Consider the following 15,498-nt stretch of genomic DNA (forward strand, 5'->3'; position numbering starts at 1 on the left):
GCAAGGTTTCCACCAAAGGGGGAGTCCTCATGCCAGAACAGGCAAGCCAACTAAGCAGAAGAAAACTATTGATCGCAAGCGCGGCGGCGGGAGTGACGGCAGTGGCCGGAGCCCCGCTGAACGCCCTCGCGCGGACGAAGGAGATTCGGAAAAATATGGAACCCAAACTCGTGCACGTGCCGACTGAGGCCGACATCCAGAAAGCGCTGAAGACCGCCCCCAAGGGGATCAGCGAGGCGACCCACAAGGCGCACCTCACCCTCTGGCAGGGATATGCCAACAAGACCAACGAGATCCGCAAGGCGCTCGCCGAGATGGAAGTCGACCCCGCCAAGGCGAACCAGATCTATAGCCAGATGCGCGCCCTCAAGGTGAACTACGCGTTCGCGCTGGGCGGCTACAAGAATCACAACGTCTACTTCGACACCATCGGTGGCGACGGCGGCGCGCCCTCCGGTGACGTGGCGACCCTGATCAACGAGGCTTACGGCTCGTACGAGAATTGGGCCAAGGATATCAAGACGACCGGCATCGCCGGCCGCGGCTGGGCTTACCTGGCCTACGACCGCGACGAGCAGCGGGTCTTCAACTTCATCGGCGACGCCCAGGACACGTTCCCGCAGTGGAACTGCGAGCTCATCCTCGCCCTTGACGTCTACGAGCACGCCTACTTCCTCGACTTCCAAACCGCCCGCGCCAAGTACATCGACGCCTGGCTCAACTGCGTCGACTGGAACGCCGTCAACGCCCGCCTCGGTAAGGCCAAGTAACCCTTTGGGAGTGCGCGAAGCCCTTCGCGCTTTCTCCCATCGCGGAGCGATGAAAACTTTCCGGCCACCGGCCGGAAAGTCCCGTCGCTTCGCGTCGAAATGCAAAGCGCGAAGAGCTTCGCGCACTTCCAAGGATTACAGCTTCGTCGGCCGGACGACGTTCCCGGTCCGCGCGCTTTCCAGCGCGGCCAGCGACAGGTTCAGCGCCATCAACCCCTCGAAACCGGGGACCGGGATCGGAGTGCCATTCTTCACCGCGCCGAGGAACCCGGACAGCTCCTGGTAGTACGGGTCGTCGGTATCCGACACCGGGTGCTGTAGTTTCGAGCCTTCCTTTTTGTGGGTCCGAACCGACGCCGACTGGCGGCTGTCGAATTCGATCATCCCCTCGCTGCCGGCCACCTCGTAAGTGGCTCGGAAGCCGGACGGGTCCATCCAGGTCGATTCGACGTGGGCGACCGTGCCGCTCTCGAAAGTGAGCGTCGTCAAAGCGTAATCGGGACCGCCGCCGGACTGCACGCCGACCGACCGGCTGTACAGATGTGAGACCTCTCCCAGGGTCCACCGCAACCAATCGAAGTCGTGGATCGCGAGATCCAGAAGGATCCCGCCGGAGCGTCCGTGGTCCATGAACCAGTCCTGAGAGCCGTGGGGCGCCTTGCCCCCTCGCCGCAGCCGCGCCGCCGCCGGAGTTCCGATCTTCCCGCTCTGCACCAGACGGTGGCCAAGGGCGTACTCCGGGAAAAACCGCACGACCTGCCCCACCATCAGCGGAACCCCGGCCTTCCCCGCCGCTTCGATGATCGTCGACCCTTCCGAAAGGTCGCGGGCGAACGGTTTTTCGATGAACACCGCTTTGCCGGCCGCAATCGCCTTTAGCGCGTATTCCAGGTGAAGGTCGGTTGGCAGACAGATATCCACGACGTCCGCCCACGCGATCAGCTCGTCGGAGGAAGCGCAGGGGAGGGCTTCCCACTTAGCACGAAAACCGTCCGCCCGTTCCGGGTGCGAATCGCGATATCCGATCTCGACTTCCGGCATCTTCCGATACTGCCGAGCATGCACATTCCCCATCGACCCGGTCCCAAGGATCCCCACTCTCATCGCCGCATTGTGGCACGCCCCACCCCACATGTAGCATCGGCTCCCAGCCGATGAACCCCACGACCCTCCGGGTCGTGTGAATCCGCCAAGGGCAGGATGCCCTTGGGACCCACTGGCAAGATGCCAGTGCCACTTATTGGCCGGTGCCGGCCGACCCCGAGGCGATGGTGATCGGGGGCGGTTTCACCCCCATACGGTCGAGGGACGCCCGCGTCCGGCGGACGTCCGCTAACAGCGACGTCATGTGAGGCGGTCGAGCCGGTTGCGCGAAAGCGCGGGCGAAGACTGGCCACATCGGCTCGATATCGTGCGACAGGTCGAACACCATGACCCCCTGCGTCGCCGAACAAGCGGCCTGGAGGGCGTTCGCAAGGCCGTCCGGATCGCCCTTAAAGTCGATCAGCGATAAGCCGGCGTAGGTCCACGCCTCGTCGCGAACGAGGCGGTACGCCAGGTGAGCGGAGGCTTCCACCGTACTGCCGATGTTCAGCCCCTTAGACATCGCCTCGTGGATCGTCGCGGTGGTGTAGTAGCAGCCCGGAATAACGAAATCGACCAAATGTGCGTCGCCCGATCGCCGGTAGTTTCGCGACGTAAACCAAAACGCCGGCTCCGCCTTCGGCGATGCGTAGTTGTTACCGAGCGGCGCGTACTCCCCGTACCAGGAGCCGACGTACATTCCGAGCCGGATTCCCGGCCGGGCCGCCGTGATCGTTCGCCGAACCTCGCCGAGGAAGTCGGTCACCTTCGCGGCTCGCCAAGCCATCCATTGGTCATAGAACCGGCCCGGACGGACGCCCCGGGTCAGGTTTTGGGTCACCGTGAACTTGAAAACGTCGTCCGGCCAATTCAGCTTCTGTGCCACGACCGCCTCGAACTGTTGGCGAGTGACTTCGCTGAAGTCGGCGTCGATTCCCGCATAACGAAGCCGGTCGTCGAACACCATCCCGTCGACCGGATATCGGGTCGCCACCTCCCGCAAGATCGCAAGCTCCCGCGACCGGACTTCCGGATCGTTCGGGTTCATCATCAGGGGGTACTGCGTCGCCTGGCTCTGGGCCATGGGAAGGAAGGTCGCCTCCGTATCGAAGGCGACGCGTTGCCCAACCGACGCCTGACGGCGCAGGAATTCGCCGGCGGTCCCGGAGCCGAACATCGTCACGCCGCCCGCCGGCGGGGCGGTCGCCACGTTTGAGATCCGGTCCATGACGCCGTTCTTTCGCACCGTCACCACGGTTCCCCCCGAAGGCACGCGCGCGGCCGACGTGAAAACGCTCACCGCGTTCGATTCGAGCACATCCAGCTTCGCCGCCAGCGGAAACCGCTCCGAGCCGACGACGACCACCGGCTTCGGCTCGTAGATCACCGTCTGATGCTCCGGGAGTTCGTAGCCGGGACCGACCTTAAACAGCCGGTGCCCTTCGCTGAAGGCGTTGAGGCTGACGATCAGGCTCAAGCCGACGCGCTTGGTCTCCCGGCACATCGCCGCCAACGGATCGTAGTCGATCGGCAGGCGCTTGTCTCGCCAAACTTCGAGTTTCGGGGCGATGGCCGACTTGTACACGACCTGCCCGGAGATCGGCTTGATGTCGAACACCACCGTGTTAAATCCGACCGACTTGACCTTGTCCACAAGCGCTGCCACCTTGGCGTCGCTGTTGTACCGGTCGATGTTCGCCGTCGCGTCGATCCAGAGGATCCGGGCCTGAATCCCCCGGTTTCGGGCCAGCGGCTGGGCCACCCCCATCCCATCCAGGAACCCGTCGATAACAACCGGCGAGATCCCCGGCAGGGCCGTTCCCGGCTCGAATCGGGACTGGAGCGACATCTTTGCCTGCCCCAACGCCACAACTGCCAATAGCAAGACCATTCCCGTGGGTGTACCCGTTCGTGGCATCGGCTCCCAGGGGCCATCGCAAAAACTCTCGTTGCTGGCAACGATCCCTCCAGACGCGTCGTCTGGAGGGTCCCGCAGCAGCGGGGTGTTCTCGCAGGAGGTGCCCGACCGATGGTCGGACCCTGCCAGACGGCGCGTCTGGAGGGATCGGCGACCAAAAAAATCGTTCGCCTGGCGCAAGCTGATTTTGCGATTTCCTGTCCAGCCGATGAACCCTCTCAGGCTCATCGGCTGGGAGCCGATGCTACGTGATTACCGTCGAATGGACAACGATAGGATTTTGATGTCCGGGTTATTCGGAAGGGTGATGCTTATCAGCCGTTTCGTTTTGTCGGTCAGCACCCGGTATTGGTAGAGCGAGGTGATCGCCACCACGTCTCCCGCCGGTCCGTGCCTCTTGGAGAACCGCGCCGCCATCGCCTCGCCAAATCGGGGCGAGGGGGCGCCCCAATCGGTAAAGCGGATCGTCTGCGTAAGGGTGGTGCCGTCCGAGTAGTTGAACTTGAACGTTCCGCTCTGGAACCCATTGACCGAGCAGCCCAACAGACTCACCATCTGCGCGTTGTAAACCGGCACCACCATCGTGCGCCCGTCGCATCCGATCACGTTCTTCCCCGCCACATCCTTCGGACCCAGGACGTGCAGAACCGGGATCGTTCCCCCCACGCTCCAGGTGTCGATCATGGTCTCCGCCGCGTAGGTCTGGCCTTTGAATCCGATGTCGCCATCTTGCGTTCTCGCGGCAAAGCTCATCCCGTCGATATTGAACTGGGAGGCCAGGTCCACAACCCCGTCCTCGGGCGGCGTCGTGTTCCCATACGGGAACAGGTTAGTCGTCGGAATCGCCACCGGACCGCCCGTTCCGGGGCCGTTCCAAAGGAGCCGGGCGACTGCCCCGCCGCCATTCTCGTAAAACTCCATCTGGATCGGATACCTCCGCCCGGCGACCAACAGGATCGGCTTCGACAAGTCGGTTGCCGGTCCATGATCGGTCCAATTGTCGACGACAAGCTGGTTGCGCACCCAAAGGCGGATTCCGTCGTCGCTCACGGTTTGGAACGTGTAGTAGCCGGTTTGGTTGGCCGAGACCATTCCGTACCACTGGGCGGAAAACTTGTCGGTTTGCACCAGCGGGTCGGGCGAGCCGTCGCCCCAATCGTAGTCTACGGTCGCGTCGAGTCGCTTAAGAGCGGGGGTGACGAAGTGCCGGCCGTCCGCGGGATCGTTGTAGAACGCGGCGGTGAGGCCCGTTCCCGCATCCGGAATAGAGGCGGCCGGAGTGGCGGAGCTGGGCACCGACGACTCACTCGTTCCGTACGGGTTCTTCGCGACGACAACATAAGCGTACGTGGTTCCGTTGGTCACCGTCTTGTCGAGGTAGAGCGACTCGGTCGTGGTCGTCCCGACCTTCACGTACGGACCGCCGACCGGGCCTCGGCGCACTTCGTAGCTTGCGGCTCCGCGAACGGTTCGCCAAGTCACGGCCACCTCGCCGCTTCCACCCTCCGCCTTAACGGCGGCCGGGGCACTTGGCGGGGTTGCCGGCAGGAGTCCATAGACGGCCAGCTCGTTTGAGAAGGTGGGAACGTACACTTTGCCGTTCACCACTACCGGGGGGTTGAACTTGGCGAAGCTTCCAAAGTCGTCCTCGTCCGCTATGTGGCTATTCCACAGTTCGGTCAGGTCCGTAGCTCGGAAGGCGCGCAAAACCCCGGGCACGGTGTTCCAGTTGGCGTCGCCAGTAAACGGCAGCGTCGTCCAAACGATCCCGCTCGAGGAATCGGCTCCATTGGAAGAAACCGTGATAAAGCCTCCGGGCATGCCGGGAGGAGCTTGCATCGCCGAGGTAGCAAACGGGGTGGTCGTAAATTTCGAGCCGTCGAACTTGAACCCCTTTAACGTGTCCCCTTCCGACCAGGCGTAGAGGTTCTTGTTGCCGGTTCCGCCCTGCCAAAAGGCCGGAGTACCGTGCATGTGGCCATTGCAAGCCCACCACCACTGGTAGATGTGATCGTCGCTCGCCGCGTCGAAGTGACCCATGTTGGTGCGGTCGGTAACGTAGATCTTCCCTTCTTTCGACCCTGAGACCACCAGATTCGTGCCGGGAATGAGGATCGCGCCGCACGATCCCAGGTCGGCATCCCATCCTTCGAGGTTGGCCTGGTTGTAGGGGGTGAAGTAGTCCGAGACCGCCATCGCCGTCCCGTCGATCTTTAGGACGCTATCGCCAAAGTTGGAGGCGAGCGGGTTGAAGTTTCCGTTACCGGTTACCGCGTAGAGGTTCCCTTGCGCGTCGATCGGCATGGCATGGCCCGACATCCAGAAGCCGCCCAGCCCGGCGTTCGGCGTCGAGCAGTACGAACCGAGCAGCTTGAACGTCTTGGCATCGTAGCAAAGGATCCAGCCGTGATACGGTCCGTTATCGCCGTGCGAAGCGCTCGCGATGTACAGCTTCCCCGCGTTGAGCACGAGGGCGGGCCGTTGGTTCTGACGCCGCTCGTCGTAGTTGACGAACCCGTTGACGGAGCCGTCGCCCGTGCCCGGTACCTTGGCGGTCAACTCCTTGGGACCAAGCTTGGTCACGCCGGTTCTGAGATCGAGGGCGTACAGCCGTTGATGGTACGAGGCATCTACATTTCCGTCCCCCTCGAGGGTTCGAACCACAACGTAGAGAAGCTGATTGGCCACGTCGACGGCGGGCGTGCTGACGATTCCGACTTCCGGGTGGATGTCCGGAAATCCGGTTAGGAACTGGTAGGGGATGGTGGTGATCCCTTTCGATTCGTCGACAAACGATCGTTTCCAAAGCGGAGCGCCGTTACCCGCGTTCTCCGCATCGAAGGCGTACACGCTGTCGTGCATCGTGGCGACGTACGCCACCGTGAACGTCCCCTTGGTAGGGATAATCACGCCGGGAACGATGAGCGGCTGGGCGTAGATCTGCCCATCCACGGCGCGAGAAAACAGCTTGCCGAACTGCCCCGAGTTCACATTGGTAGGCTTCAGAACCTTTTCCTGGTCGTTTGCGCCGGTTCGATTCGTGTCGAATCCCCGCATGATCCAGCTCGTCTGCGCGGCCGCCCCGCCTATCAGCACCAAAGAAACCACTAACGTCGAAACGATCTTGCACAGCCGCTGCATTCTCAAATACCCTCTACCGTGCGCTAGTATCGCCCGCGATCGAGGTTCCCAGGCAAGATTCCTAGGGAATTTCAGATGAATGCGCAAAATCCGGCCGCTCGCAAATTTCCAATCTAAAGGTCGCAGAACCTACCGCCACCTAGGAAATGAACTGCGAACGGCAGGGGCACGCGGAGGTGCTGACCACACGGCTTCGCCGTAAAGGAGGCCGGTCTGGAGACCGGCGGTCCGCATGGGTACACGGCCTCCCGAATCGATTCGGGCTAAACTCGGCTTACTCATGTCAGAGACGATCCAGACGCTGTTATCGGAGGAGCGCCGGTTCGCGCCCTCGCCCGAGTTCGCCGCCCAGGCCAACGCCAACGACCCCGCCATCTACGAGCGGGCGGACGCCGACTACGAAGCGTGGTGGAAGGGCTGGGCCGACCAGCTCGATTGGTTCGAGCCGTATCACACGGTGTGCGAATTCAAGGCCCCGAACGCCAAATGGTTCCTCGGCGGCAAGCTGAACGCCGCCTATAACTGCGTCGACCGGCACGCCGAGCGAACGCCGGATAAGCGGGCGATCGTCTTCGAAGGCGAGCCGGGCGACAGCCGAACGATCACCTATCGCGAGCTGAAGGACGAGGTCTCCCGCTTTGCCAATGCGCTGATGCAGCTCGGCGTCGAGCGAGGCGATCGGGTTTGCATCTACATGCCGATGGTGCCGGAGCTCGCGATTGCCATGCTCGCCTGCGCCCGGATCGGCGCCGCACACTCCGTGGTCTTTGGTGGATTCTCCGCCGATTCGCTCCAGGAGCGCACCAACGATGCCCAATGCAAGGTGATCGTCACCGCGGACGGCGGCTGGCGGCGCGGCAGCATCGTTCCGCTGAAACGGACGGTGGACGAGGCGCTCGAAAAGGGGTGCCCGAGTGTTCACAAGGTGATCGTCTTGGAGCGAATCGGCCCCGATGCCACGAACCCGGTGGCGATGGTCTCAGGCCGGGACATTTGGTGGAGCGAGATCGTCTCCGTTCAGTCCACCGACTGCCCTTGCGCCTCTATGGACAGCGAGGATCTACTCTACATCCTCTACACCTCCGGTTCCACCGGCAAGCCGAAGGGGATTACGCATACGACGGGCGGCTACCTTACCGGCACGATGGCCACCAGCAAGCTGGCGCTCGACCTGAAGGACGACGACCTCCACTTCTGCACCGCCGACTGCGGCTGGGTCACCGGCCATAGCTACATCGTCTACGGCCCGATGGCATGCGGCGCGACCGTCTTGATGTACGAAGGCGCGCCCGATACGCCCGAGAAAGACCGCTTCTGGCGGATCATCGAGAAGCATCGCGCCACGATTCTCTACACCGCGCCGACCGCGATCCGTGCTTTCATGAAGTGGGGCGCCGAGTACCCCCGACGATGCGATCTGTCTTCGCTCCGCCTTCTTGGTTCGGTCGGCGAACCGATCAACCCCGAAGCGTGGATCTGGTACCAGGAGGAGATCGGCGGGGGGCGCTGCCCGGTAATCGACACCTGGTGGCAGACTGAAACCGGGGCGATGATGATCACCCCGCTCCCGGGCATTACCGAGACGAAGCCCGGCTCCGCCACCCGCACCTTCCCCGGCATTTCGGCCCGGATTTATAACGAAGAGGGGATGGACATTACTCCGGCCGACGGCTCTCGACACGAAGTCGGCGGGTTCCTGGTGCTCGATCGCCCTTGGCCATCGATGACCCGCGGCATCTTCAACGATCCGGACCGGTTCGAGAAGACGTATTGGTCGAAGTTCCCCGGCCGCTACTTCGCCGGCGACGGGGCGAAGCTCGACGAGGACGGCTACTTCTGGCTCCTCGGCCGGGTCGACGACATCATGCTCGTCGCCGGCCATAACATTTCGACGATGGAAGTCGAGTCGGCCCTTGTCAGCCACCCGGCGGTCGCCGAGGCGGCGGTCATCGGTAAGACGCACGAGCTCAAGGGCCAGGCGATCGCGGCCTTCGTCATCCTTCGTTCGGACCACCGGCACGACGGAGACCCCGCCCACCTCGTAAACGAGATCAAAGCCCACGTCGCCCACAAGATCGGCCCCATCGCTAGGCCGGACGACGTCTTCATCACCGCCGAGCTCCCGAAAACCCGAAGCGGAAAAATCATGCGCCGCCTCCTGCGAGACGTGGCTGAAGGCCGCGCCCTCGGCGACACCACCACCTTAGCCGACCCCAACGTGGTCGCCTCGCTAAAAGACAAGTATGAAAGCACCGAAAGCTAACTCCGAAAGCCCCCTCTCCCTCCTCGGGATGCATGTGCCCGACGAGGGAGAGGGGGTTGGGGGTGAGGGAGCTACGCCGAAGGCGTGTAGCCGCAGGTTGGCTCGTACCTGCGCCCGGTGTACTTTCAGTACACCGAGACAGGGGCGGGCCGCCCCTGATACCCACGGGCGAGCCGCCCGTGCCACGGTAGGTCGCCAATGATCATCCTCGGCATCGATCCCGGGCTAGAGCGAATCGGTTACGGCGTCATTCGCCGTGAGGGGTCCAAGTTGACGCCGATTGCTTACGGGCTCATCCAGACTCCGCGTATCTCCGTGCCGGATCGGGTGCGGCTCATCCACGAGCAAGTTCTGGAGATCATCGACCTTCATCACCCCGACTCCATCGCCACCGAGCGGCTTCTCTTCACCGTCAACAAGACCACCGCGATGGATGTGGCCAAGGCGCTTGGAGTCATCCTGCTCGCCAGCAGCCTGAGAGGGCTTCCGTGGGCGGAGTATTCGCCTCCGGAGGTCAAGCAGAGCGTGGTAGGCAACGGGAATGCCGACAAAAAGCAGGTCCAGTTTATGGTGCAACGGATTCTTGGGCTCGAGAAGCCACCCAAACCGGATGACGTCGCGGACGCGCTGGCGATCGCGATCACCCACGCTTTCCGCAGCCGCATCGTCATTCCCGCCTGATTTCGTGCGAAGATCTTCGGTGTGGAAATTCCACCGATCATCGATCCAGCCCGGGCTCCCGCTCCACCGGAGCCGCCGCCCCTTCCCGGCTGGGTTTTTCCTTCGATCATCGGGTCGGGAATCTTCGGTATGGTGCTGGGCGGGCTGATCGTATCCACCGCTCAGCGAGCCGCAAACACCGTCCCGCCCCTAAGACACTTCGGCGAAGAAAAGCGCGAAGCGAACGGTGCCGGCGGCTGGTTCCGCTACCAATTTCCCGATCTCGGCATGAGTCTCGAGCTGCCACGCGAGCCGCGTACAAGCCAGCTTCAATTTCGCCGAGCGAACCCGATCAGCCGGTTCTCGGGCTGGGCTCTCTACACCGTACGAAGCCCCTACCTATATGTCGACATTACGGCTTATCGCTATGCCCCGGGGTTCCACACGACGCTGAGTCAGGATCGCACCACGGTAATTTCCAACCTAAAGGAGAGGTATCTGACTCTCAAGACCGTGAAGCAAGACTCGACGAAGGTCGATGGCGAGAATGCCGAGCGAATCGACGTCGCCTATTCGGAGCCGGGTCGAGGGAACAGCGACGCGGTGGTCTACTGCTTCAAACATTCCGGACTCACCTTATTCATGCGAGCCATCTATTGGGATAGCGATAAAACGACCGGCCTTGCCGACGCCGACCGCCTCTTCAAGTCGATCCACCTCACCGAGCCGCTTCCGTAAAAAAACCTAGGCGCCGGTTTGGCAGTGGTCGCAACCGCAGGTGTGGGCCAAGCGTCGATTCAATACGTGAAATCCGACTAGGCTAAAGCCGCCAAGCACAGAGAAGATAGTCCCTCCGATCGAAGGCGCTTCCCCCGCGTGGCCATGGCCGAAAACGAAGTGGCTCACCAACAGGCAGAAGAGACCCGATGCAAAGATGGTCGCCGGGAGAACCGAATGGTGGCGACGAATCCCATGAACGACGGCCGCGGTACCGACGCCGACGGTAGTGAAAAAGAAGAAAGCTTCGGTAATGGGAGAGCCGATAAAGTCGAGTCCGACAACCGAGAGGAGCCCCAAGGCCAGCCCGGTGAGCACGCAGTGCACTGCACAGATCGCGCTGGCATAGGCTCCAACTTTATCGAGGTTCACCCGGCTTGCTTTCATAAATTCCGATCCCACTATACCCTACGGGGGTAGCGCGAAAGCGGTTCCATTCCCCTGGGACCTCCTTAGCCGCTACAATGGCCGCTCATGCGCAGCGTTGCTCGAATTGCTTCCCCGGTCATCGCATTCATCCTCGCCTATCTGCTTCTTCAGGGGTTTGGTCCGACGAAGGCGTTGGTCGGAGCAACCTTCGCGGCCACCGTCATTCTGTGGATTACCGAGCTGATGCCTCTCGCGGTAACGGCGCTCCTCAGCACCTCCGCGCTGGTACTAGTGGCGGGGGTTAAGGACAAGGAAGCGTTCGCCGCCTACGGCGATCCGATCATTCCGCTCTTTATCGGCAGCTTCCTCCTCGCGCGGGCAATGGAGCTGAGCGGGCTTAGCGACCGGTTCGCCTATCAGATGATGCGGATGAGGTGGGCGAATTCGCCGGCGGGCCTGCTGCTCGCCCTAGCGGTCGTCGGGTGTTCGCTTTCGCTCCTCATCTCGAACACCGCGGTTACCGCGATGATGCTGCCGATCGGCCTCTCCGTCCTCAGCACGGTCGAGCGGCGCAGCCAGACTCCGTATGCGGTCGCCGTGATGTTGACGCTGACCTGGGCCTCCAGCGTCGCGGTCGGCATCCCGGTCGGGACTCCTCCCAACCTGATCGGCCGCGGCCTGATCGAGAAAGCGACGAACGTCCGGATCTCGACGCTGCAATGGATGGGGTTCGCGATGCCGATCACGATCGTGGTCCTCCTAGTTTCATGGGGGATTCTTTGGGTGATGTTCGGCAAGGGAGCGCCAAAGACGGAGGCAGCGGGAACCGAGGCGCGTACCCGCCTTCGGGAGATGGGGCCGATGCGGCAGAGCGAGAAAGTCGTGCTGCTCTCTTTCTGTCTCGCTCTCTTCCTTTGGATTCTCCCCAGCCTCGCCGAAATGGTTTTCGATAAGAAAGCGCCCGCCACCCTTTGGCTGCAGGGCCGGGTCACGGAAGCGGTCGCTGCCCTGGTGGCAGCCTCGCTTCTCTTCCTCTTGCCGGCGAAAGACCGGCCCTCGGGGCGAGCCCTTACCTGGACGGAGGGGACTCAGATCGAATGGGGAACGATTCTTTTGTTTGGAGGCGGGATCGCCTTGGGCCAGGCGCTGTTCTCAAGCGGTCTCGCCAAGGATTTGGGGGACATCGCCGCGCGGGCGTCGGGGGCTCACTCCTTATGGAGCATCACCGCTCTCTGCATCGCGGCTTCTATTATCTTAAGCGAGCTTGCCAGCAACACGGCGGCGGCGACCACGCTTGTTCCGGTGGCGATCGGACTGGCTCAGGGCGCTCACGTCAGCCCGATCGCTCCGGCCCTCGGAGCGGCGATCGGCGCCTCCTTCGGCTTCATGCTTCCGGTCAGCACGGCTCCGAATGCGATCGTCTACTCGTCGGGTCTGGTGCCGGCCAAAGACATGATGCGCGCGGGCATTCTACTGGACGTCGTCGGCTTTGTCTCGATCTTCGTCTGCCTCCGCATCTTTTTGCCGATGCTGGGTCTGGCTTGAAAGTAGGATGCGAGAGTTGGTTCGCCATGTCCAGGATGGACATGGTACACACGGGCCGGAATCGCCGTGCCACGGGAAATTGGCGCGCTCGAAAGGACTCGAACCTTCGACCCTCAGCTCCGCAAGCTGATGCTCTATCCACTGAGCTACGAGCGCGTACGGCCGAGATTATACCCGCGTCGAACTGGCCCGACTACAAGGGAAATCGCCGGAGCCGCTCGTCCGAGCATCCCACCGCGAGTTCGTTTCCGTCCGGTGAGAATGCCATCGAGATGACGCGCGCGTCTTCGATAGAGAACCGCGCGAACGGGCAGGCGTCGAAATCGACCATCTCGATCGCGTCGTGAGTGCCGAGCGCCACAATCTCCTTTCGGGGGTGGAACTCAACCAAAGGCAGACCCGAACCGACGGAGATCGACATCAGCTCTTCGCCCGATTCCAGGTTCCAAAGCGAAGCCGTTCGGAGCGCCCTCGTCGCCACCACGGTGGCAAAGGCGCTTGCCGCCATCCCGAAAACCCGTTCGTGGAGGCGACGCTTGAACACCTTCTTCCGGCTGACGATATCCCACGCGCAAAGGCTGAAGCTGTCGGTACCGGCGAGCAAGCTGCCGTCTTTCATGAAGAAGAGCGACCTTGGTGAGTCGTTATCGTGCCAAAGCGCGCGCATACCGCCGAACGCGTCCCAAACCGCGATGCTGCCGTTATCGAAGGCGGCCGCCACGTCTCCGGTCCCGGAGACGGAAAGGGCGATGGGAGAAACGATGAGGAACCCAAACGAGCGGGGCGGGGTGTAACTCCAGGTCTCTCGACCGTTCGCTAAATTGATCGCTCGAAGGGTATCGCCCGCCGCCACGTAGAGCGTGCGGTCGTCCGGAGAAAACTGCAGTCCGCGCACCCGGTCGGTGGGGCGGATCTTCTGGCTAAGGCTTTCGAAGCTCCTCGATAGCACCACCTCGTCGCCTCGGTGGACCGCCACGTTCATTCGCACGTCGCTGGTCGCGATCAGCGATCCACTCGGCGAGTAAACGACGTGGTTCATTCCAAAACGTTGTTGGCGAACGACTTCAAATGGATCTGGTGGTATCGCGAGACGGCTGCTCATGATCGAAGCTCTCCTACTAGCGTTTACTCCGGCTATCTTATAGAGACTCTCCTCCCGAGTCAAGCGGGGCCCAAAGTCCCGGTAAAGGTCCTAGGATATGGCGGCCCGGAGGTTCTCGATCCGACGCGAAAGGGCAGGATGGCTCGCCAATTCGTCCAGCTCGTGCATGTGCGGCATCGGAGAACCGAGGGCGAGCTTGCTCAGCGTGTTTTCGGCGGCGGACAAGTCGCCGGTCGTCTGAACCGCCAATGCGTCCGCCTCCAACTCATGCCGCTTACGGATCTTTTGACCAAACAACAGCGAGTAAAACGAACCGAGCACGGCAAGGCCGAAACCGACTCCGGGAGCGAAGACGCGCGGCGCGCCGAACAGCATCAAGAACACGTAAAACATCGGGAGCGAGCATGCGAGCAACGGTATCGTCACCTTAAGCAGGCGGGTTTTGACGTGGCCCAGTTTATGGTGGGCGAGTTCGTGTGCCAACAGGAACCGGCGCTCCGCCGGCTCGAGGATCTGCATGGCCCGGGCGGTTACGGTGACATTCCCTTTCCGGTCGATCCGGGCGTTCGGGTACAGCACCCCCGCCGGACTCCGATCGACCTGAACAAGCTGAACCTCGGTCCCCATCAGGGCGGCCAGATCTCTCGCCTCTGCGTCGAGGCCGGCGTCACGATACTTCTCGGCGTAGTCTCCCGGTTTTGCCTTTAGGAACGGGCGGACGATGCTTTCCGCCAAGAAAAGCAAGACCAACCCGAAAACGATCGGCGCTGGTCGCCAGGCAACCTTTTGATTCAGAAATGCTTGCGACGCTAGCAAGGTCGCGATTCCGACATATCGAACGACGGAGGTCGCCTGCCGGAAGCGGGCTCGGCGGGCAAGAGCTTCGGGGGCGACCGGCATCGGAGCCGGAAGCTTCGACTTCTCTTCCTCCGTCGCGCCAAACAGCTTCTTCTCCAATCCGCTCATTGCCTTGGCCGCCGGGGCGAGTACGACCATCGGGAGGATCAAAAACGGAATCATTACGGTGGAGAGAGTTGTGCTCCCAAACCACAAGTCCGCGATCGGCTTTAGCGCCCCGGAGTAGATGAGATAGAAAGCGAACGGAGCGTGGATGCCGACGCCGCCGGTCGAGGTGTAGCGGACGAGCTTCGAGTAGTAGCGGCGGCGCATCGGCAAGGGCAGATTCTTCCGCGAAGCCACGATCCCCGCCGCCAAGAACCCAAGCGAGGTAACCACCGGAACAAACCCCACGAAGACCCAAAAGAGTAAGCCGATACCGGTCGGCAAAGTGACCGTCGGTCTGGCCACGAAATTAGCTTCGACGTTGGAAACGTCGAAGCTCGCGTAGGTGCGGGTGGAGTCCTCCGGAGTCCGCGCTCCCGGCGGAACGGCGTGCAGAACATATCGGAGGGCGACCTTGGCATCCCACCGGTTTTGACGGAGCGACTGGACAAGATTTCCAACCGGTACGGCTTGCTCCCCGTGTTCGATTCCGAAGGTTCCATGCCCCCATCGGAGACGCGCGGCCGCCCCGTCGCTTTCCGGAGACCACTGCACCGATACCGGGTTCCCCACGCACTTCGACCATTTAGCCAAGAAACTCGCGTACTCTTGGGCATTTCCGCTGGGAGGTCCAACCATCAGGATCTCACCCGAGGAGGCCGAAAGATAGACGCTCACCACGAGGCCGTGATCGATCGGCGTGTTCGGAAATCCAAGATAGGTGCTGAGCCGGCTCAGCACCCGATGCTCCGTGGCCCCGAGGAGGCGCCCTTCACTGACGCGCTCCGGCATCTGCGCCGGGACGCAAGCCGTCGCAACCAACCACAAGACCAGCGCCAGGAGCCTAGGAAACCGCATTCGGGGATTA

11 protein-coding genes and 1 tRNA gene are annotated in these 15,498 nt (G+C 62.3%); 5 read left to right on the forward strand and 7 right to left on the reverse strand.

The features are described from left to right. Window positions 1-68: 68 nt before the first annotated feature. Complete coding sequence (locus tag OP10G_RS22480) at window positions 69-770, forward strand: superoxide dismutase (protein WP_025228180.1); 702 nt, start codon at window positions 69-71, stop codon at window positions 768-770. A 135-nt stretch (window positions 771-905) separates the two neighbouring features. On the opposite strand, the gene OP10G_RS22485 is transcribed toward OP10G_RS22480, so the two are convergent. The 3 genes from OP10G_RS22485 to OP10G_RS22495 form a co-directional block, all read right to left on the reverse strand. Then, a complete protein-coding gene (locus tag OP10G_RS22485) occupies window positions 906-1,874 on the reverse strand; it encodes a Gfo/Idh/MocA family protein (RefSeq protein ID WP_025228179.1) in 969 nt (322 codons plus the stop codon). Window positions 1,875-2,007: 133 nt separating this feature from the next. Continuing rightward, a complete protein-coding gene (locus OP10G_RS22490; protein ID WP_025228178.1) occupies window positions 2,008-3,744 on the reverse strand; it encodes a family 10 glycosylhydrolase in 1,737 nt (578 codons plus the stop codon). A 279-nt stretch (window positions 3,745-4,023) separates the two neighbouring features. Continuing rightward, window positions 4,024-6,912, reverse strand: a complete 2,889-nt coding sequence (locus OP10G_RS22495; protein ID WP_025228177.1) for a PA14 domain-containing protein — start codon at window positions 6,910-6,912, stop codon at window positions 4,024-4,026. A gap of 280 nt (window positions 6,913-7,192) precedes the next feature. On the opposite strand from OP10G_RS22495, the gene acs reads away from it, so the two are divergent. The 3 genes from acs to OP10G_RS22510 all read left to right on the forward strand — a co-directional run bounded on the left by acs (window position 7,193) and on the right by OP10G_RS22510 (window position 10,573). Further along, entirely contained in the window at window positions 7,193-9,175 is a 1,983-nt protein-coding gene (gene acs / locus OP10G_RS22500; protein WP_025228176.1) for an acetate--CoA ligase, read from the forward strand. Window positions 9,176-9,373: 198 nt separating this feature from the next. Next, a complete protein-coding gene (gene ruvC, locus OP10G_RS22505; protein WP_025228175.1) occupies window positions 9,374-9,856 on the forward strand; it encodes a crossover junction endodeoxyribonuclease RuvC in 483 nt (160 codons plus the stop codon). Between the two features lie 21 nt (window positions 9,857-9,877). Then, window positions 9,878-10,573: a hypothetical protein gene (locus OP10G_RS22510; RefSeq protein ID WP_025228174.1), complete on the forward strand. Its 696-nt coding sequence runs from the start codon at window positions 9,878-9,880 to the stop codon at window positions 10,571-10,573. A 6-nt stretch (window positions 10,574-10,579) separates the two neighbouring features. On the opposite strand, the gene OP10G_RS25405 is transcribed toward OP10G_RS22510, so the two are convergent. Next, window positions 10,580-10,999 carry a MerC domain-containing protein gene (locus tag OP10G_RS25405; protein WP_025228173.1) on the reverse strand — a complete coding sequence of 140 codons (420 nt, stop codon included), beginning with the start codon at window positions 10,997-10,999 and terminating at the stop codon, window positions 10,580-10,582. 87 nt (window positions 11,000-11,086) lie between these two features. Here OP10G_RS25405 and OP10G_RS22520 point away from each other — a divergent pair, with 87 nt between their 5' ends. Further along, on the forward strand, window positions 11,087-12,526 hold the full coding sequence (locus tag OP10G_RS22520; RefSeq protein ID WP_025228172.1) for an SLC13 family permease: 1,440 nt from the start codon (window positions 11,087-11,089) through the stop codon (window positions 12,524-12,526). Window positions 12,527-12,606: 80 nt separating this feature from the next. Here the strand turns inward: OP10G_RS22520 and OP10G_RS22525 are convergent. The 3 genes from OP10G_RS22525 to OP10G_RS22535 form a co-directional block, all read right to left on the reverse strand. Then, a tRNA-Arg gene (locus OP10G_RS22525) sits at window positions 12,607-12,682 on the reverse strand. 37 nt (window positions 12,683-12,719) lie between these two features. Beyond that, complete coding sequence (locus tag OP10G_RS22530; RefSeq protein ID WP_025228171.1) at window positions 12,720-13,565, reverse strand: WD40 repeat domain-containing protein; 846 nt, start codon at window positions 13,563-13,565, stop codon at window positions 12,720-12,722. 153 nt (window positions 13,566-13,718) lie between these two features. Continuing rightward, on the reverse strand, window positions 13,719-15,488 hold the full coding sequence (locus OP10G_RS22535) for a M48 family metallopeptidase (RefSeq protein WP_025228170.1): 1,770 nt from the start codon (window positions 15,486-15,488) through the stop codon (window positions 13,719-13,721). Window positions 15,489-15,498: the final 10 nt, after the last annotated feature.

The sequence above is a fragment of the Fimbriimonas ginsengisoli Gsoil 348 genome, assembly GCF_000724625.1.
In the GTDB taxonomy this organism is placed as follows: Bacteria; Armatimonadota; Fimbriimonadia; order Fimbriimonadales; family Fimbriimonadaceae; genus Fimbriimonas; species Fimbriimonas ginsengisoli.

Coding starts and splice junctions, on each gene's coding strand:
- OP10G_RS22485 (WP_025228179.1), bottom strand. CDS start 1,874: ATGAGAGTGGGGATCCTTGGGACCGGGTCGATGGGGAATGTGCATGCT.
- OP10G_RS22490 (WP_025228178.1), bottom strand. CDS start 3,744: ATGGTCTTGCTATTGGCAGTTGTGGCGTTGGGGCAGGCAAAGATGTCG.
- OP10G_RS22495 (WP_025228177.1), bottom strand. CDS start 6,912: ATGCAGCGGCTGTGCAAGATCGTTTCGACGTTAGTGGTTTCTTTGGTG.
- acs (WP_025228176.1), top strand. CDS start 7,193: ATGTCAGAGACGATCCAGACGCTGTTATCGGAGGAGCGCCGGTTCGCG.
- ruvC (WP_025228175.1), top strand. CDS start 9,374: ATGATCATCCTCGGCATCGATCCCGGGCTAGAGCGAATCGGTTACGGC.
- OP10G_RS25405 (WP_025228173.1), bottom strand. CDS start 10,999: ATGAAAGCAAGCCGGGTGAACCTCGATAAAGTTGGAGCCTATGCCAGC.
- OP10G_RS22520 (WP_025228172.1), top strand. CDS start 11,087: ATGCGCAGCGTTGCTCGAATTGCTTCCCCGGTCATCGCATTCATCCTC.
- OP10G_RS22530 (WP_025228171.1), bottom strand. CDS start 13,565: ATGAACCACGTCGTTTACTCGCCGAGTGGATCGCTGATCGCGACCAGC.
- OP10G_RS22535 (WP_025228170.1), bottom strand. CDS start 15,488: ATGCGGTTTCCTAGGCTCCTGGCGCTGGTCTTGTGGTTGGTTGCGACG.